This window comes from Klebsiella sp. WP4-W18-ESBL-05 (assembly GCF_014169075.1).
GTDB classification, from domain to species: domain Bacteria; phylum Pseudomonadota; class Gammaproteobacteria; order Enterobacterales; family Enterobacteriaceae; genus Kluyvera; species Kluyvera ascorbata_B.
The window spans coordinates 3,227,119-3,246,960 of sequence record NZ_AP022057.1; the positions used below are offsets into that span (position 1 = coordinate 3,227,119).

At 55.6% G+C, this 19,842-nt stretch carries 13 protein-coding genes; 2 read left to right on the forward strand and 11 right to left on the reverse strand.

All coding sequences use genetic code 11. From position 1 onward, the window contains the following. The first annotated feature begins 39 nt into the window (after positions 1 to 39). A complete protein-coding gene (locus H7R58_RS15480; protein ID WP_106924334.1) occupies positions 40 to 1,032 on the forward strand; it encodes a chemotaxis protein in 993 nt (330 codons plus the stop codon). Between the two features lie 20 nt (positions 1,033 to 1,052). Here the strand turns inward: H7R58_RS15480 and H7R58_RS15485 are convergent, their stop codons facing one another. The 6 genes from H7R58_RS15485 to H7R58_RS15510 form a co-directional block, all read right to left on the reverse strand. Next, entirely contained in the window at positions 1,053 to 2,495 is a 1,443-nt protein-coding gene (locus tag H7R58_RS15485) for an alpha/beta hydrolase (RefSeq protein WP_182934424.1), read from the reverse strand. A gap of 148 nt (positions 2,496 to 2,643) precedes the next feature. Then, complete coding sequence (locus H7R58_RS15490) at positions 2,644 to 3,978, reverse strand: HlyD family type I secretion periplasmic adaptor subunit (RefSeq protein ID WP_106924332.1); 1,335 nt, start codon at positions 3,976 to 3,978, stop codon at positions 2,644 to 2,646. Beyond that, a complete protein-coding gene (locus H7R58_RS15495) occupies positions 3,975 to 5,747 on the reverse strand; it encodes a type I secretion system permease/ATPase (RefSeq protein ID WP_106924331.1) in 1,773 nt (590 codons plus the stop codon). The genes H7R58_RS15490 and H7R58_RS15495 overlap by 4 nt, the downstream gene beginning before the upstream one ends. Positions 5,748 to 5,801: 54 nt before the next feature. Then, positions 5,802 to 11,234: a peroxidase family protein gene (locus H7R58_RS15500; protein ID WP_182934425.1), complete on the reverse strand. Its 5,433-nt coding sequence runs from the start codon at positions 11,232 to 11,234 to the stop codon at positions 5,802 to 5,804. 635 nt (positions 11,235 to 11,869) lie between these two features. After that, positions 11,870 to 12,718: a fumarylacetoacetate hydrolase family protein gene (locus H7R58_RS15505; protein WP_182930279.1), complete on the reverse strand. Its 849-nt coding sequence runs from the start codon at positions 12,716 to 12,718 to the stop codon at positions 11,870 to 11,872. 111 nt (positions 12,719 to 12,829) lie between these two features. After that, complete coding sequence (locus H7R58_RS15510; RefSeq protein WP_182930278.1) at positions 12,830 to 13,735, reverse strand: LysR family transcriptional regulator; 906 nt, start codon at positions 13,733 to 13,735, stop codon at positions 12,830 to 12,832. A gap of 173 nt (positions 13,736 to 13,908) precedes the next feature. Here H7R58_RS15510 and H7R58_RS15515 point away from each other — a divergent pair, with 173 nt between their 5' ends. Then, positions 13,909 to 14,658 (forward strand): SDR family NAD(P)-dependent oxidoreductase, encoded by a 750-nt coding sequence (locus H7R58_RS15515; protein ID WP_182930277.1) that lies wholly within the window; start codon positions 13,909 to 13,911, stop codon positions 14,656 to 14,658. A gap of 52 nt (positions 14,659 to 14,710) precedes the next feature. On the opposite strand, the gene H7R58_RS15520 is transcribed toward H7R58_RS15515, so the two are convergent. The 5 genes from H7R58_RS15520 to H7R58_RS15540 all read right to left on the reverse strand — a co-directional run bounded on the left by H7R58_RS15520 (position 14,711) and on the right by H7R58_RS15540 (position 19,786). Beyond that, a complete protein-coding gene (locus H7R58_RS15520) occupies positions 14,711 to 15,898 on the reverse strand; it encodes an MDR family MFS transporter (RefSeq protein ID WP_182930603.1) in 1,188 nt (395 codons plus the stop codon). A gap of 60 nt (positions 15,899 to 15,958) precedes the next feature. Beyond that, positions 15,959 to 16,720: a siderophore ABC transporter ATP-binding protein EitC gene (locus tag H7R58_RS15525; protein ID WP_182930276.1), complete on the reverse strand. Its 762-nt coding sequence runs from the start codon at positions 16,718 to 16,720 to the stop codon at positions 15,959 to 15,961. Next, on the reverse strand, positions 16,720 to 17,757 hold the full coding sequence (locus H7R58_RS15530; RefSeq protein WP_106924324.1) for a FecCD family ABC transporter permease: 1,038 nt from the start codon (positions 17,755 to 17,757) through the stop codon (positions 16,720 to 16,722). The genes H7R58_RS15525 and H7R58_RS15530 overlap by 1 nt, the downstream gene beginning before the upstream one ends. Continuing rightward, the gene (locus tag H7R58_RS15535) at positions 17,757 to 18,755 is read right to left on the reverse strand and encodes a siderophore ABC transporter substrate-binding protein EitA (RefSeq protein ID WP_182934426.1); all 999 of its coding nucleotides are present in this window, start codon (positions 18,753 to 18,755) and stop codon (positions 17,757 to 17,759) included. Before H7R58_RS15535 ends, H7R58_RS15530 begins: the two co-directional genes overlap by 1 nt. 158 nt (positions 18,756 to 18,913) lie before the next feature. Then, the gene (locus H7R58_RS15540; RefSeq protein WP_106924322.1) at positions 18,914 to 19,786 is read right to left on the reverse strand and encodes a LysR family transcriptional regulator; all 873 of its coding nucleotides are present in this window, start codon (positions 19,784 to 19,786) and stop codon (positions 18,914 to 18,916) included. Positions 19,787 to 19,842 lie beyond the last annotated feature (56 nt).

The following is a 19,842-nucleotide window of genomic DNA, read 5'->3' on the forward strand; positions in this document are numbered from 1 at the left end:
CTGCGTTATTGAGTTCACGCTTTATACGCTGAGGGCACCATGGATAATTTCCAGAAAGAGATCGACGACAGGGCTAATTTGACCCTGTCCAACCGTTTTGAGCTGCTGCTGTTCCGCCTGGGCAAAGCCTCACAGAGCGACGCCTCGGAGCTGTACGGTATCAACGTGTTTAAGCTGCGCGAAATCGTCCCGATGCCGAGCTTCACCCGCCCCGCAGGCATCAAGCCGCCGCTGATGGGGATGGTGAACATTCGCGATCAGATTATCCCGGTTATCGATCTCGCCGCCGTCGCCGGCTGCACCCCCAGCAACGGGCTGAATATCTTGCTGATCACCGAATATGCCCGCAGCGTGCAGGCCTTCGCCGTCGAGTCGGTAGAGAATATCACCCGCCTCGACTGGACGCAGATTCACACCGCCGAAAAAGCGGTAAACGGCAAGTACATTACCAGCATCGCCTGCCTGGACGATCACCAGGAGAGCAACAACCTCGCGATGGTTATCGACGTGGAGCAGATTCTTTACGACATCACCCCGTCAAATCACGATCTGCACGCGAAAGAGCTCAATCCGCGCAAATTCAATATTAAGCCGGGCGCAACCGCCATTGTGGCTGAAGATTCCAAAGTGGCGCGCGCGATGCTCGAAAAAGGGCTGAAGGCCATGGATATCCCGGCGCAGCTGCACGTCACCGGTAAAGAAGCGTGGGAGAAAATTGAGCATATCGCCCAGCAGGCGGCGCAAGAAGGTGTGCCGGTAAGCGACAAAATCGCCCTCGTGCTGACCGACCTTGAAATGCCGGAAATGGACGGTTTTACCCTGACCCGCAAGATTAAAACCGACCCGCGTCTGCGCAATATTCCGGTGGTGATCCACTCGTCGCTGTCGGGGAATGCCAATGAGGACCACATCCGCAAGGTGAACGCCGACGGCTACGTGGCAAAATTTGAGATTAACGAGCTGGCCTCGGTGATTGAGCAGGTGCTAAAGGCACCGGGCGGTAAAACCGACGGCGCGCTGCACGCGGTGTAATCCCCCGTGCCGCAGGCCGCTTAACGGGCAATGGTCCGATCGATACGGCTTATCATGTACGGGAAGAAGGGGTTGGACGACATGCGCATCAGGGCATCCAGTTCAACCACCATCGCCCCGCGTTCGCCGCGCGCGGCCACGGTCCCCAGGCTAATACCGTACTGATTGCGCGGCTGAGGCTCGCGACCGTACAGGGAATCCGTCACCGGGAACGGCAGCGCAATATGCGAAAGCGAGTAAACATCGCGCGGATAATCAATGCCCAGCGGCGCCACGCGCGCATTCATCTGCCCGGCCTCGGTGGTGCGGGCCTCGGTTTGGGTGGTGGTAGGCTCAACGTTCGCCACAACGGTCACGCCGTATTGACGCGGCGGCGCGGGCAGCAGCCGTGAAAGCGCCGCACTGGATGACGCGCGCAGCAGCGGCGTCACGGTGGCGGCCTGGTTAAGGTCAAACAGCACCAGCTCGCTGCCGTTGGCAGTAAGCCGCTCGTATAAGCCGGTCAGCACCGCGTCACTGCTGACCGTCGAATCCATCACCGACTGGAAGGTCAAAATCGGCGGCAGCGCGCTCAGCTTATGCTGTCGCGCCCCTGCCGCTATTTGCTTTTGCAACGCCTGAGTGAGCGCATACGACTGACGTGCGGCGTTGACCGGGAACGAATTATATTTGAACGGGTTATACTCCGGGACAATGCCGAGCCACGCCGCTTTTGCAAACGCCGGGAAGACCGCCGGCCAACCGGCAACGCCGGCAAAACGGGCGAACGACGTAATGCCGATCATCGGCGAAATCAGGACCACCTGCTGCGGCCTGTCCAGCGTCGGGTCATCCAACGCATCCAGTGCATATTTCATCGCCAGCGCCCCGCCGTTGGAGTAACCCACCAGATGCAGCGGGCGATCCTTACCGCTCAGCGCCTTCGCTTCTCTTACCGCCAGCCGCGTAGCGGCCAGCCAGTCCTGCCACGCTACATCCGTTAACGCCCCGGGTACCGTGCCGTGCGCGGGCAGACGAATGGCCACGGCCACGTAGCCCAGTTGCTGATAGTGCATCGCAATATGTCGCATGCTGTAGGGCGTATCGGTTAGCCCATGCAGCAAGACCACCGCACCTTTTGGCTGCCCCTGCGGCTTCAGAACGACAGAACGGTTCCAGTCCATGGAAAAATGACCGGGATAAAGCGGGCTTTGCGCAAAATAGCGGTTAAACGACGCCTGCTGGCTGGCGGGCAATTTGTCGGTTACGTTGGCGCGAACGTCAGAGAAAAGCCGATTTTCCGCGCGGATGTAGCCGTCCCAGGTTGTATTATCGATGGCCGGAGCCTGCATGTCGTGCGGCACAAAGGTATGCCACAGCTGGAGAGGCGGTTTGCTTTGAATGTCGTAAATCCGCGTCCCCAGCACGCCGAGCAGCACAAAAACAACAAATAAAACCATGCGCTTAGTCCATTTCACCAGCATGACGTTGACGCAGCTCCTTAGGGTATCGAGTATTCTGGCTGGCCAACAGAGGCCAGCTTGAGTCAGTGGGTAATAGGGTATTACAAACCAAGAAGGTCGGCCTGAAAAATTCGCCAACCTTCTGAGGAATGCCAGACAGCAACCGCGCTCAGATCTCTTTAAACGCCATCTCAAGCCGGGCCATTAGCGGTTTAAACAGATAGCTCAGGAATGTCCTTTCGCCCGTTTTGATGGTGACGCTGGCCGGCATCCCGGCCTTAATTTTATGGTCACGCAGCAAACGCACCCCCTCAGGTAACACCTGAACTTCAGCCAGGTAATAAGGTTGTTGCGTTACTTTGTCGGTCAGGCGATCGGCGGAAACTGTCAATACCCGAGCCGGTACAGAAGGCAGCAACGCATGGTTTAGCGCGGGGAATAGCACATCGACAGTGAGCCCCGGCGCCAGTTTATCAATCGCATGCACCGGGATTTTGGCATCAATTTGCAACGGCTGACCGGCGGCGACAATGTCCATTAAACGTTCCCCCGGCTGAATCACCCCGCCAACGGTGCTGACCTTCACATCCAGCACAATACCGTCAATAGGAGAACGAATCACCGTGTTATCCCGTTCATGCCGGGTTGACTGCAGCTCATCTTCCAGCATCGCAACCTCTTTTTGCTTAAGCATTAATTCGGACTCCACTTCCCGCAAATACTGATGTTGCACCTGATAGGCCTTGATTCTCATCTCATTTTGCTGCGACTTTAACTTGGCGATATTGAGAATATCCTCTGATACGGTACTGGATATTTCTGCGGCCTCACGTTCCAGTACCATGAGCTGTGCTTTGGGGTAGTAATTTTTCTCACTGAGCGCCCGAACGGCGCCCAATTCTTTATTGATTAGCGTGAACTGACGTTCGCGATAGCCTTTGATTTTATTGAGGTTCTCCGTCTGCCCGGCCAGGCCATCCAGCGTCTCCTCAATCATTGATATCTCATCCTGCACATTTTTCCGGCGAGTTAAAAAGAGCTTCGCCTGCAGCTGCTGACTTTCCAGCAGGCGTTTATTGCCAGCAAAATGCTTGAGCAGCGACGGACTGAACGTGATGTGATCCGCCCCCGTCCTTTCCGCCAGTAAACGATCCTCGCTGGTTTTCGCCGAAATATACTGCGCGCTTAAGGCGCTGTAGCGCATGTCCAGCTGCAACGTATCCAGGCGCATCAGGACCTGATTTTTTTTCACCACATCGCCTTCTTTCATGTAGATATCCGTTACCCGCCCTCCGCTGAGATGCTGGATAGTTTTGCGATTATTCGACACCGTGACGGTACCATCAGCCACCACCCCGGCATCTAAAGGCGCTTTGACGGCCCATAATAAAAAGCCGCCTACCGCAATCACGATAACGACCAGACCTTTAATGAGCGGCGGCCAGATATTGGTATCGATAGTGTCGGTTTCCGGCATGGCAGACGCTTTCGGTTTACTTTTCATGATAAGGCCTCGCGAGGGGCGTCATTGAGGGTCTGCACAACGGGATTGTCTGCCGTCGCGGCTTCGGTAGCGGAGACGGATTTCAGAATATTGGCCTGACGTAAATTGGCGAATACCTGCTCACGCGGACCGAATGCCTGCATCGTCCCCTCGTTAATTAGCAGCACTTTGTTCACAACGCCGAGCAGAGTTGGGCGATGAGAGATCAGCGCGACCGTTTGCCCGTGCTCGCGCAGCGCGATAATCGCCTTGATTAACGCCATCTCACCGGCATCATCAAGGTTGGCATTGGGTTCATCAAGAACAATAAAAGCCGGATTATTAAACACCGCTCGCGCCAGACCGATACGCTGGCGCTGACCGCCGGACAGCTGGTAACCATTAGCGCCCAGAGGGGTGTCGTAGCCCTGAGGCAGGCGTAAAATCATGTCATGGACGCCAGCGAGCATGGCTGCGGCAACGATCGGCGGGCTGTCGGTATGGCTAAAGCGGGCGATATTTTCGGCAATCGTCCCTTCGAACAATTCAACATCCTGCGGCAGGTAGCCGATAGAGGGGCCAAGCAATATTTTGTCCCACTGGCAAATGTCCGCCCCGTCAATCCGTACTTTTCCACTCAGCGGCTGCCATACGCCAACCATGAGCTTAGCCAGCGAACTCTTTCCGGAAGCGGAAGGCCCGATAATCCCCAGCACCTCACCTTGTTCGAGTTGGAAAGAAATGTTGCGCAGCGTGGCGATTTTTTGCCCGGGAGGCGCGGCGAAGACCCCTTCAACGCTAATCGTGCCTTTCGGGGTGGGAAGGTTCATTTTCTCTGGCGGGGCCGGATAATCGCGCAATAATGCGGTTAACTGCTTCCAGGCGCTGCGGAACTGCACAAACTGCTTCCAACTGCTGATAACCTGTTCCACCGGACTCAGCACGCGCCCCAGGATGATCGATGCGGCAATCATCAGCCCCGGGGTGATCTCCCCGGCGATCACCAACAACGCGCCAACGCCCAACGATATAGATTGCAAAAGTACGCGGACAAAACGGCTCAGGCTGCTGTATACCGCCGATCTATCGGCAATGTAGGTTTGTAAAATCATCACCTTACTGTGGCCTTCCAGCCAATGCTGCTTCAGGGAAGCCAGCATTCCCATGGCTTCAATAGCATCGGCATTTTGTAACTGCTTATTAAGCCTGCTGCTGTTATTCACGCTGAGCATATTCGCCTGTTGAATCGGATTTTTCGTCGACAATTCGGTTAATAACGTCAGGAAAAATAAAATAATAATCCCCGCAAGCGACAGATAACCTAATATGGGGTGAACCAGAAAAGCGACCAGTAAATAAAAAGGTGTCCAGGGGATATCCAGTAAGGCAAATAAGCTATTGCCTGCCAGCACCTGGCGAATTTGAGCCAGATCGTTTAGCGCCTGCGCCGGATTGTTATCACCGGTCGCAATTTTACGCTTAAACGTGGCGTTAAAGACCAACTGATTCAGCTTTACATCCAGGCGGTTACCGAGCCGGGTCATGACGCTGGAACGCGCGAATTCGATCATCCCAATGACGCAGTATAACCCAATGATTAACAACGTTAGCATGAATAATGTTGTGGTGTTCTGGCTGGCCAGAACACGATCGTACACTTGTAGCATATAAATTGCCGGCGCCAGCATAAGCATATTGATGACACTGCCAAAAAACAGCAGCACAATAAATGCAGGTCGGGTTCCTTTCAGAGCATTTTTCAATTCTGTGGACTTATACTGGCGCGGCATAGTTTACTCCTTATTAAACCAATAAGGTTGTGCTGTTATTACGGCGTTGATGAATTAACCCAGCTGGAAATCATTCAGCTGGATCGAATTAACCGCAGTATTCAACAACGTGATTTTGTCTCCGTTAGTGAAGCTCAGGACCGTTGACGTTCCGCTCGCCGCAATACTGACGTTGCTGGCAAAGTTCGCCGCCGTCAGCCCCCGACCCTGCAGGCTGATCAGATCCTGCCCCTGGTTCGGGTTGCTGTCGAAGTCGGTAATGATGTCCTGGCCAAAGTTAAGGCCGAAAATAAAGAAGTCATTCCCCCCGCCCCCGGAGAGGGTATCATTGCCGCTGCCGCCGTTCAGACGGTCAACGCCGTTGCCGCCCGTAATGATGTTGTTCAGTGCGTTACCCGTACCGGTAAAGCCGCCGGTCCCGGTGAATGCCAGCACTTCAACATTGTCGCTCAGCGTGTAGGTATTCAGGCTGGTTCTGACGGTATCATTGCCGCCATTCACCGCCTCTATCACCCTATCCCCTACATTATCAACAATATAAATATCATTACCGGCCCCACCCGTCAGGGTATCAGCACCCACGCCACCGTTCAGACTATCGTTGCCATTGCCGCCCAGCAGCGTATCGTTACCCGCCAGACCCGACAGGGTATCGTCACCGTCCATCCCGTTCAGCGTGTCGTTGCCGCTGCCGCCGGTCATGGTGTTTGCCAACGCGTTCCCGACGCCGTTAAAGTTCCCCGAGCCGGTAAAGATCAGGTTTTCAACGTTATCTGCCATCACGTAGCTGTTGAGAGAAACCGAGACGGTGTCCGTTCCGCCATTCACGCCCTCAACCACCACATCCCCCAGGTTATCAACGGTGTAGCTATCGTTACCGGTACCGCCGGTCATCTGGTCGGCACCCGCGCCGCCGTTGAGGGTGTCATTGCCGGCTCCGCCGAGCAAAATATCATCACCAGCCAGGCCGGACAGGGTATCGTTACCGTTGCCTCCGTCGAGATAATCACTGCCGTTGGTACCGACGAGCGTCGTTGCGCCGTTACCGCCCACCAGCATATTGCCGACAGTCTGGGTCGACGCAGAGGTCAGTACAACGGAAGGGTTTCCTTCGTCATCGGTCACGGTCACCACAACCCGCAGATTACGGTCCACCGTCAGTAACGTTGGGGTATAGGTGGCGGCCGTAGCCCCCACAATATTGATAAAGCCGAACAGCGTGCTCATTTGCCATTGGTAGCGGAAGTTGTTGCCGTTGGTCAGGCCATCGCCATCGGTGATCCCCGAAACATCGGCCGTCAGCGTCATGTTCCTGGTTGGAGTCAGATCGCTTATCACCGGCAGACCACGGGTCGGAAGATCGCGTGGCCCAACGGCGCTGGTGGCCGCCGAGATCAGCGTTTCGGCATCGCCCATCCGGTCGGTAAAGCTGGCAACCACCCGCAGCTGGGCGCCTGACAAATTATTGCCCACCCGGAATTCGGTCCCCGTCGCCTGGTCTCGCCACTGCCCGCCGATCAGCGCCTGCCAGGTATAAACGATCGGTAAATTACTCACCAGACCGTTACCATCCTGCACATCGGAAGCACTCACGCGCAGCAGATCGCCTGCCGCAGGTGCCTTGTTGTTAATATCGACGTTGCCCGTGGCTTTTTGCGCCGTCACCCACAGCTGTGTGCCATCACCGAACTCCAGCTTCTCGATATTAAGCAGGCGGTCGACGCCGTCACCGTCAGGTAAATTAGCCGATACCGTGGCATGATTGACCGTCAGGCTGCCATCCGGATTACGGGTAAACAGGTAGTTGCCGTTAACGTCGCGGTAGAGCGCAAGGTCAATTTCCCCTTTATTACCGTCGTTGAGGATTTCACGCACAGTATGGAGCTGACCGGGGTTCAACGTGCCGTTAAGCAGTTCAGCCTTGATGTCATTCATACTGTCGACGCTTTTAATCACCGCCCCCAGTTTATCTCTGACCTCAATGCGCACATTCAACCAGGCATCACCATCGATAATGTCATCCCCCGCTTTCCCCATAATGCGGTCACTGCCGCCGCCGCCGAGCAGAATATCGGCGCCATTATCCGGGTTAAGCACCACGCCATTGACCGCATTGTTGATGAGATTGCTGCCGACCACTTTGTCCAGACCGTTTATCCGCGCAACGCCGTCGAGGGTAAGGTTGTTGGACAGCGGCGTCCCCTGTACCGGCGCCGTGCCGATGGGCGCATCGGTACCAATTAACAGATCGTTAAATTTCCAGCCTGATAACCCTTCGACCAGGTCGAAGCGATCGCGCAGAATAAACTCCTGCTGATTGACGAAGATCGGAATACCCAGGTCGGAATTCGCCGCGTTCGGGTCACCTTTATGAATCGCCCAGTCGAAGCCCGCCATCCCGTTGTTACGCTGGATCCCTGCGCCCTGGACCATGATATCGTCGCCGGCCTCGCCGTCGTAGTCGGTATCATTCCCCTGGCCATTCAGCACATCATGGCCCACGATGGTGCTGTTAAAGAACAGCTCGGAATTTTCACCGGCCAGGGTATCGAAGCCATCCCCGCCTTCGATCCAGTCATCGCCTTCGTTGCCCATCAGCATATCGCCGCCGGAGCCACCGAGGATAAAGTCATCATCCAGGCCGCCGAACACCTCCTGCGCATCTTCGCCCACCACGATAAAATCCTTACCGCTGCCGCCGAAGCTCAGGTCGTTGCCGTTACCGCTGAAGATAACGTCGTTGCCCGCATCGCCGTGAAGGAAGTCCGCGCCGCCAACCGGGGTACCGGTGTCGGTAATAATGTCATCCCCATCGCCGCCGTGGACGGTATCCGCCTCATCGCCGCCATCCAGCCGGTCATTCCCTGCGTCTCCCCACAGGCTGTCGATACCTTTACCGCCTATCAGGGTGTCGTTGCCCGCAGATCCGCCCAGCACCACATGGCCATCGCCGGAGTATTTGAGGTAGGCACCATCCGCTTTGCCGTCACCGTCAACATCCGCACCGGCCGCTTTACGGACGACTAATGGCGTCAGAAGGTCTTTTAAGCGATCTCCCCAGAGAGGGTCCGCGCCGACCTGCACCGCCTTGTTCACTTCCAGCGTGTGATCGGGGGTCATAAACAGTTTTGCATGGACGTGAGAGGAACCTTCATCACCCAGATCGCTGTTACGCATGACCAGGGCGGCGAACGAGTTGGCCTCCAGTTGGTTAAGCATGTTTAGCCCCTGAGTTCGACTCAGGTAATAGAAACGGTCGCCGTCCTGTAGCATTTCCATTTGGGTTTCAAAGACAAAGTTGAACGTAGAGCCCAACATGCCGCCGAATTCCATTTTGCGTTCCGCCAGGCCGCCGATCCAGAAATCGACCTTGTTCAGCCCGCTCTCTTTGTTGGCCCATACGCCGGTACTGTTAAAGAAGTCAAAGGCGTCAGCACGGCTAGCGTCGGCATCAGGGCCGAACAGCAGAAACTCAACGGCCACGCGTTTTGCCTCGATGGTGGTGGCGTTAAGAATCAACTCATGCTGACCATAGGCGGCCATAAAGTTGAGGATCGAGGCCGTATTTTTTAAATGCGCCGCAAAATCTGCCCAGCTGGTATACGGTTTTAGTTCGCTATTACCGGTGAGCGTATAAAACTGATCGCGGGCCTGGTTGAGCGTCGGCATAAAAGTGTCGCGGCCGCGAGCAATATTGAGTGCGCCGAGATCGAGCGGCAAACCAACCAGATTATTACGCAGCGCGCCGGTGAGAAACTCATCAATTTCGTTCCCCACCTGGCGGGTCATACCACGGACAATGGCCCCGATGGCCGCATTATTATCCATGGAACCATTGTTATCGAACGCCAGTGGATTAAGAAACGCCTGAATAAGCCCCAGATTGTCACTTTGCATATCGATGCCCGTTCTGTCGACGGTCTCCGTCAGCATCGAGTGACCAAAGCGGTAAACGACGTGGGCAAACTCAGCAAAAATAGCCGGGTTAATATCGGCCGTGTTCGAGAAGACGAAGGGGTCAACCGCAGGCTGTACGGCACGCGCAAACTCTTCAAAGACGAGGTGCTGATACTGCATCTCGGTGGTGAATCGTCCCGCCTGGAACAAATATTCCCCGTTCCAGACCAGCGTGCTGGTATCCGCCGGAATGGCGGTGATTTCATGTCCTGGCATCAGCCATTGGTTAACCAGCCCTACATCACCTGACGCCAGCAGCGTGGTTTTGTACTGCTCAACCAGGCGGTTATGTTCATCATGGAAAACCGAGTGCACCGCAGTTAAGCCAATGTTTTCATTGCCACGCCCATCGCCGGTAATGAAGTGACGATCGAGCAGTTCATTATCGTAGGTTCCCGCTTCCGTCGTGCCATTAATGACATTATCCGCATCCGGCGCCAGTATCTTAACGCCATCAACCGTGACAAATTTAGGCACCGCAGTGTGCGCAATATCGTCAAGGAAGGCATGGCCGGTGCGCAACGTGTCCGCAGGCAACAGTCCTCCGTTGGCTTCAACCAGACCATGCAGGGTAACAATCTGGACTTTTCCGCCATCGCTCAATATCAGGTTTCCGTAACGGTCGGTTGCCAGCAGCGGCACGTTGGAAATATCCGCATCCGTCAGCTGGATACCGAGGTACTGCAGCGCATGCGCCTTCACTTCGCCCCAGGTCGCAATCCCATGAGCACCGTCCAGCAGTTGGCCCGTAGGCTCCGGCTTACCGTCAATAAAAGTGTATTCCCGCAGGAATATCTGATGCGATGGATGAGAGGTATAGGTCTGGTTTTGGTCAATCCACGGCGTGGTGGTATTGACCGTATTCAGCGTTGCGTCGACTTTCGCCCGGGTGAGGATCATGAAATTTGCCGCGCCCGGGGCCGTGCTATAGAGCGGGTCATCGGGCATCAACGGGATAAACACGATCCCATTTCCGGCTTTCGGAATCAGATCCAGACCATGGTCAAAGAACTGCCCAAAGAAGGTCATCCAGCCGTTAAAGGCCGGAGATAAACCAATGTCCGGCGAGAGATTCGGAATCGACAAACTGCCGTTCACGCTCCCGCCGCCGCCGGGAGCATCCGCAAGACCCGCGGCCGCTTCGACCGCAGCAGGGTTGTTCGTACTCTGATCGGAGATAATATTGCTAATCATACGCGGGTCAGCATCGTTCACCACGGCGTTCGGGCCCGATGCCAGCAGGTATTGCGCTAAGGTGGGATCGTTGCGGATAGCCTCCAGATCCAGCGGAACGAGTCTTGGCATCGTCTGGTCGGCAGAGCCAAACAGCTCCTGACCGGGTAACAGATTATTCCATGACCCATCAACGGTGCGTATTCCATACGGGAGCAGCGGATCGCCGACAAGCGCGGTGAGCTTATCGCCGTCGATACTGCCATCCGCATTGTTAGCCGATTCGGAGAGTTTGATCTGCTTGAGAATAAACGCCAGGTCATGTAGCGTAACCGTAAAATCATATTGTGCGGCCATACGTCATTACCTCAAAATTGAATCGCAATTAACATTCGTTTTTTATTAACGAACGTTCGGGCAATTACATTCCATCTTGCTGAATTAACTATCGAATGGCGGTTGCATAGATATCCTCCGGGCAACGTTGTTGATGACACGCACGTCCCCGAATGACAGACGCGGGGCCGCGCTGGCGATAAAGGTTAATCACGATGCTGGAGGAAATAATAAAATGACAGCCGAATACCGCTACGCCGAGAATGCATAGGGGGATGCTAAAAAATAAAACGGGGCGATGACAATCGTTAGAAAATCTTAATGATTATTTAAATATGTTAGTGAATGTAACGATTTTGTCATGATAAAACTATGGCATGCTGAAAGTCGCTTTCAATAATACTTTAGATTGATTTTCATTTAAATTTGCCACTGTAAAAACAGCAATTTAAACAAGGCGTAAGCGCTGGCTTTAATATTGAGCGTATTGATAACAATAGGTTGTAGATGACGAAAATATCTGGTGCGGGTAAACCGACACACAACTTTCTTCCTCAGTCATAAAACCGATGCGGAGAAGGTAAAAACGGCCGTCAGCAGTCTGCGCTCCAACGGCTAGCCTTTTCCTCCCCACACCGTCTGAACCGCCGGCAACATTATCCAGGGTATTTGACTAAGCGCTGCTTCAGCTCGCCAATGCCTTCTATGTGAGTAGACAGCACGTCTCCCTCTTTTAGCCACACTGGCGCCGGTTTCATCCCCATCGCAACCCCTGGAGGTGTCCCCGTCGCAATAATATCTCCGGGATTCAGCGTCATATAACGGCTTAAATACGCGACAATTTCTGCAACAGGGAAAATCATCTGCCGAGTATGACTGTCCTGGCGGACCTGACCGTTGACCTCAAGCCAGATACGCAGATTTTGCGGGTCGGTGATTTCATCCGCGGTGACCAGGTAAGGGCCTAATGGGCCGAAGGTATCAAAGCTCTTACCCTTATCCCACTGTGAAGACTGAAACTGGAAAGTACGCTCGGAAATATCATTTACCACACAGTAACCCGCTATATAATCAAACGCTTGCTCCTGAGGGATAAATTTTGCTTGTTTACCAATAATAATACCCAATTCAGCCTCCCAGTCGAGTTGACTGGAATGGGGAGGAATGAATATATCGTCATGTGGCCCACAGATTGAACCTGGTGATTTAAAGAATACTACCGGCTCCTGCGGAATGGGCATGCCGGCTTCTTGAGCATGATCCCGGTAATTTAATCCTATAGCGATAAATTTCGAAGGTGTGGCAATTGGCGCGCCAATTCGTACTGATTTATCGATTAATTCCAGATTTTCCGGATCCAGTTGGCGAATAGCATCAAGACATTTTCGATCAAGCGTTTGGTGGTCAATATCACCCATCAAAAAAGACAGATCGCGGATATTTCCGTTGTTATCTATCAACCCCGGCTTTTCTTTACCCACTTCACCATAACGACAAAGTTTCATATTTACCTCTGCTCATTTCGCCTGTTTTAAACTGTCCTCATTATAATATCTTAATATTCATTTGCTCATTATCTTTGCTGATAACCATTATATTTAATTATTATACCTTTGCTATCCCTTCAACGCCGCAGGAAAAACATCGCTAAGCCATTCAATAAACACCCTCAGGCGCGAAGGCAGATGCCGGTTATGCGCATAGACGACGTGGAACGGATACGGCGCCGGACGCCATGGGCTGAGTATCTCCACCAGCGTTCCGCTGGCCAGCGCGTGTCGCAAAGAGTAGGTAAAGGTCTGCACAATACCTAACCCGGCTTCGGCGGCGGCAATATGCGCATTGCTCTCGTTAATCCCGAGGTGATGCTCCGTTTTAATCTCGGTGACAACACCGTTACGTAGAAAGCGGAATGGAAACGCTCTGCCGCTGGCGGGCGACAGATAGCTGACGAGACGATGCCCGTTCTTGAGCTCATCGGGAGAGGCCGGTACACCGTAGCGCTTGAGATAGCCCGGCGTGGCGCAGGTGATTAACGGCGACGCGCCGATTTTTCGGGCGATAAGCGTCGAGTCGTCCATCGGCCCGCCGCGGATAGCGCAATCAAGATTACCGCCGATCAGGTCCGCCGGACGGTCAGCCACCGCCAGATCGAGACGAATATCCGGGTAGCGCGACATAAAATCGGCCAGCAACGGAACGAGAACATCGCGCGCGGTCGAGCCGCCAATCGCGATGCGCAGATGGCCCTTGATGGTTGCCGGCGCGGTCTTAAACGACGCGTCAATCTCATCCAGATCCCGCAGCACGCTCAACGCTTTCTCGTAGTATTCCTGCCCTTCCGGCGTAACGGTTATGCGCCGCGTGGTGCGTTGTAGCAGGCGCGCGCCAAGATGCGATTCCAGCTGCTGGATCGTTTTGCTGATGGTGGCATTGGGCATGTTCAGCGAATCCGCGGCACGCGTAAAACTGTTGGCTTCAACGACCCGGGTAAACACTTTAAGCGCTAAAAATCGATCCATTATGCCCCTTTATCACCCGCGATTATTCACTCACGTAAACAGTGTTTTTCACTTTCGCACATTTTTCTCCCCCGGCGATGGCGGTAGAGTAGCCCCCGTAGTGAGCAGCCTGGTTATCGCTGTAAGTCGATGACTCAATTGGCATATTTATACTTTAGTTAAGGAAATGCGTCATGAGTAAAAAACTTTCTGGAAAGATAGCGTTAGTCACCGGCGGCAGCACCGGGATTGGTCTGGCAGCGGCGAAAGCGCTGGCGGAACAGGGCGCACGCGTTTATATCACCGGCCGCCGTCGGGAAGAGCTGGACGCGGCGGTCGCTGAAATTGGCACCGCAGCAACCGGCATTCGCGCCGATGCATCGGCGCTGAGCGACCTGGATACCGTCTTTTCCACCATTGCCAGCACATCAGGTCGTCTGGACATTCTGTTCGCCAACGCCGGCGGCGGCGACATGATGCCGCTGGGCGCCATCACCGAAGAGCATTTTGATCGTATTTTTGGCACTAACGTGCGCGGCGTGCTGTTTACCGTGCAGAAAGCCTTGCCGCTGTTAAGCAACGGCGCATCGGTGATTCTGACCGGTTCGACGGCAGCGGTAAAAGGTACCGCCAATTTCAGCGTCTACAGCGCCAGTAAAGCCGCAGTGCGCAGCCTGGTGCGCTCCTGGGCAATGGATCTGAAGGATCGCGGCGTGCGTATCAATGTGGTCAGCCCAGGGCCCATTCGCACCCCAGGGCTCGGCGGGCTGGTGCCCGATGAACATCGCCAGGGGCTGTTCGATGCGCTGGCCGCCGAGGTGCCGCTTGGCCGTCTGGGCGAGCCGGAGGAAGTCGCCAAAACCGTCGTCTTCCTCGCTTCGGATGACGCGAGCTTTATTAACGCGGCGGAAATTTACGTCGACGGCGGATTAGCGCAAATCTAAGCCCCTTTCTCGTCGCCATTTTGACTGCAGGCCCGTCCTTAACGCCGGGCCTTCAGCGATTGGGCAGCGGGCGGCAAATCAGCACCATGGCCAGCGCGCTGCAGAGCGGAAACAGCGCCAGCAGCAGCCACGGATAAATCGCCTGCACCGACGGGACCAGCGCCGTATCCAGCAGGTGACCAAAGGCTAAATTCCCCGCCAGCACCGCCACGCCACCGGCCGTCGCGAGCGCGCCATAGTGTGCGCCCAGCGTCGAATCGTCGGCAAAACACGGGATCAAATCCTTGGCCGCCGGCACCAGCAGCATTTGCCCCAACGTCAGCAGCGTGACCAGACAGATGGCGGGCACAAAACGCAGCCACCCTTCCGGCGGCACGCTGGCGGCAAACATCGCCACGCTGGCAAAGGCTGCAGACAACAGTAAAAAACCCACCGGCAGAATGCGAACCGCCCCAACCCTGCGCGCGAAACGCGCCAGCGGCAGCTGAAAGGCAATAATCAGCACCGAGGCGAGCATAAACAGCGGCCCGAGATCTTTCTCACTGCCGCCCGCGCGTTGAATCTCTACCGGCAGCGCCAGGTAGAGCTGGTTATAGCTCAGCAGCCACGAACTGTAGGCAATAATAAAGGCGACAAAACGCGGCTGACGAAACGTGGTCCACCACGGCAGCACGTTGAGCGGCCGCCTTTCCTGCTGCGCCAACGGCAGACAAAAAAAGAGCACCACCAGCGCGACGACAAAGACCCCGGCCCCCATCAGCGCCACCTGGCGGAATCCCAGCCCCGTCAGCAGCGCGCCCGCTGCGGGCCCCAGCACCGCACCCAGTTCACCGCATACGGCGAACAGCGCGAACCACTCGGCGCGGCTGCGTTTGCCGCTCGCCTCGCTCTGGGTCCCCGCCCTGGCCAGCAGCGCTTCAATCGACGGTGAGAACAGCGCGCCGCCGACGCCGGTGAGACATGCCCCCACAATAATGGGCCACAGCGATTCGCCAAAGGCCAACAGCAGATAGCCCACCACGCGAATCACACAGCCGCAGAGGATGACCGCGCGCGCGCCGAAGCGATCGGAGAGCGCACCGCCGACAATAAACATGCCCTGCTGCGAGAACGTACGCAGCCCCAGAATCAGCCCGATAAGGCCGCCGGAGAGCAGCATATCGTCGCGAAGGAATATCGCCAGAAACGGGACGACCGCGTAAAAGCCAATATTGAAAATGAACTGGCTGCCCAGTAACACGGGCGGCCAGAGCTTAACCGCAGGGCGCAGGGAAAATGACCGCATCACAATCGCCCGGCGTTAAACGATAAAGTAAATGTGTTTTTTGCCATGGAACCGGGAGATCTCAATTTTCGTTTTCACCCGGAAAACGTCCCACAGCAGCGTTTCAGTGAGAATATCCTGCGGCGAACCGGTCGCCACAATTTGCCCTTTCTGCATCACGATCAGTGAGTCACAGAACATGGCGGCGTGATTGAGATCGTGGATGGCGACAATGCTGGTGACCGGCAGCTCGCTAATCAGCTGCATTAGCTGCATCTGGTGATGAATATCGAGGTGGTTAGTCGGTTCATCCAGCAGGATTTCCGTCGGCGTCTGCGCCAGCGCGCGGGCAATATGCACCCGCTGGCGCTCCCCCCCGGACAGGCTCAGCCACCCCTGATCGCTTTTTTCCAGCATATCAACCCGCTGCAGCGCTGCGGTGACGGTTTCGTCGTCGTGGGTACTCCAGTTCGAAAACGGAGAATGGTGCGGAATTCGCCCCAGCTTGACCACGTCGCGCACGCGCATATTGGCATCGGTCATGCCGTGTTGTTCAACAAAGGCTACCCGGCGGGCAAGCTGCTTTTTGCCGATCCGCGCCATATCTTTCCCGTCCAGCGTCACGCTACCCGCATCCGGGCGACGCAGGCCCGCAAGGATGCGCAGCAACGAGGATTTACCGCAGCCGTTAGGGCCAAGCAGGCCAACGGTTTCGCCGCGAACGGCGCTTAACGACACCCCATTCACGATAACCTTTTTACCCACTTTCCAGGTGATATTGTCCGCAGAGATGCTCATCACTTAGTCCTTGAACGGTAGATAATCACGGCAAAGAAAGGCACGCCGACCAGCGCCGTGACTACGCCCACCGGCAGGCTTTGTGGCGCAATCAGCAGGCGCGAGGCGATATCCGCCAGCACCATCAGAATCGCCCCGGCCAGCGCGCAGGCAATCAGCAGCGTGCGGTGCAGCGGGCCAAAAAAGAAGCGCATCACGTGTGGCACCACCAGCCCGACAAAGCCTATCGAACCGGCCATACTGACAATCGTCGCGGTAATCAGCGCGGTGGTGGTAAACAGGATCAGCCGCACCCAGGGCACGGCAATCCCCAGCGAGGCGGCGGCATCATCACCAAAGGTAAAAGCATCCAGCGCGCGGGAGTAGTAAAGGCAGACGGCCAGCCCGACCAGCACCACGACCAGCACCAGTTGAAACTCCGGCCAGCGCACGCCGCTAAAACTGCCCAGCAGCCAGAACATGACATCGCGGGCCTGCTGCGCGCTGGCCGACGTGCTGATGGTGTAGGCGGTGATGGCATTAAACAGCTGAGAGGCCGCCACGCCGGCCAGAATAGTCCGTTCGTTACCGCCGCGCGCACCGTTGGTTAAAAAGGCCACGAAGGCAAAGGCGGCAAACGCACCGGCAAAGGCACCAGCCGACAGGGAAACCGCACCGGTCCCGACGCCCAGTACCACGACCGACACCGCCCCCGTTGACGCGCCGGCGGAAACGCCCAGTACGTAAGGCTCCGCCAGCGCATTCTTCAGCAAGCTTTGCAGCACCGCGCCGCAAATCGCCAGCCCAGCGCCACAGCAGGCCGCCACCAGCGCACGGCTGAGACGGAAGTCCCAAATCACGCTTTCATAGATGCGGTTGAGCGGGACATCGGTCAGCCCGAGCTTATTGCCAATCGCGTAAAAAACGCTTTCCAGCGGGATCGACAGCTCGCCGACGCTAACGCCAACGGCAATGACCAGCAAAAGCAGGCACAAAGAAAGCAGGCACGAGGAGGTCAAAAACAACCCCTGGCGCGATTGCAGCACGGTTGCGGTCATTAATTCAGCCCCAGCTTTCTCAGCTGTTCACCCACCTGTTCAGCGCCGTAGAGGGTTCTGATGGTCGGGTTCATCGCCTGGCCGTCCATCACCACGATATGGCCTTTTTTCACCGCGTCCAGCTGGCTGACGGCCGGGTCACTTTTGAGGAATTTAATTTTCTCCTCCGCGTTATCCAGCGCCCAGCGGTTGCGGTCAAGGCTGGAAACCACGATCACATCCGGATTTGCCGCGATAATGCTTTCCCAGCTCACCGTCGGCCATTCGGTTTCAGAGGTAATGGCGTTATGCCCGCCCAGCACGTTAGCAATAAAGCCGGAGGCGCTATTTTTACCACCGACGTAGGCATCGGCAGAAGGCGATGCGCTAGAGAACCAGAAGACGAAGGAGAGATCTTTTTTATGCTTGCCGAACTCTGCGCGCAGGTCGTTTTCACGTTTTTTGAAATCGGCAACAACCGCAGCACCCTTCTCCTGGACATTAAATATCGTGGCAAAATCTTCAATCTCTTTATAGAGATAGGTCATATCCCACAGTTTCTGACGGCTACCGTACATGTCGCCGGCGGCCTTTTTAGTCGCACACATTCCGGGGGACAAATAGCTGTTTACGCCCACGGTCGCAAAATCTTCGCGTTTAGCGACCTTGCTTTCCGGGCCCAATAACAGCGGCAGCTGCGCGGCAACAAAGTCCGGATTTTGCGCCAGGACGGATTCCAGCGTCGGAATTTCCACCGTCAGCAGCTTGATTTTTTCATTTTGCTCCGCCAGCGATGGCAGTACCCGGGTTGGCCAGAATGCGCTGGCGACGACATTTTTTTGCAGCCCCAGCAGCAGCAGAATTTCCACGGTATTTTGCCCCAGCGCCACCACGCGCTGTGGCGCCTGGGTAAACGTCTCTTTATACCCGCAGTTTTCGATGGTCAAAGGATAGGTCGTTGCCAGAGCAGAACTGATTGACGCCAGCACCATGCCTAACGCGCAGAGGGTCTTTTTCATTAACGCTATCCTTCATTAAAATTATTGTGGGAAATATTGCAGGCGATTTCTTAATGTAAATGAAACTCATTACTGAGGCCGAGTTTTATACAATGACCGATATAACGTGTCAATGAGATATGGTGGCGGACGAAACGCCCGCCAGACGAGCGCGCGAGTTAGCTCAGATTCGCCGTAAAGCGGCTGCAAAAATCGAGATAGGCGCGTATGGCCGGAGCCGGATAATGCTGGGGGGGATAAACCAGATGAATGTGCTGCTCGGGTAAGGGATAGTCCTCAAGAAGGCCGACCAACCGCCCCTGCGCGATATCCTCATTCACCATAAACGGCGGCAGTTCGCTGATAACATCCCCGCTCAACACGCGCTGGTAGAGATGCGCGTAGTCATTGGTCATCAGTATCGCCGCAGGATGAACGGTTTCACCACCGAGGGACCAGACGCTTGGCCGCCAGGCGCTGGCATTCCACACCGCGCAGGGATAGCGGCTCAAATCAGCGGGTGACTGCGGCCGCCCGTATCGCTCAACTAACGAAGGTGCCGCGACCAACTGATGCCGCCAGGAAATAACCCGTTTGGCGACCATCGTTTCGTGTTCAATCGCCCCGACCCTTAGCGCCACATCAATGCCGTCGGCAACGAGATCGACACGGCGTTCGGTGGTTTGCACAAATAGCCGAATCCCCGGATAGCGCTGCTGGAACTGCGCCAGCAGCTCCCACCAGACTGTCATTGCCGGGGGGATTGATAAGCGTAAATAGCCGCTAATCTGCCGCTCATCATGCTGGCTTGCCAGCTGTGCGCCCTTGAGGATATCGACCCCGGCGCTGGCCTGCTGATAAAAATGCATCCCCGCCACCGTGAGCTTAACGCCGCGTACGGAGCGCTCGATAAGCTGGAGATTAAGTGAATCCTCCAGCGCGCGTACCCGCCGGCTTAAGGTGGGCAGCGGGATCCCCGACTGCTGTGCCGCTTTACTCAGGCTGCCTGCGCGCACCACGTACACAAACATCTCCACGGCGTTCAAATCCATATTCGCAACCTCTCATTAATGGAAGATTTGTTCTCATATAACGCCATATTGCAATC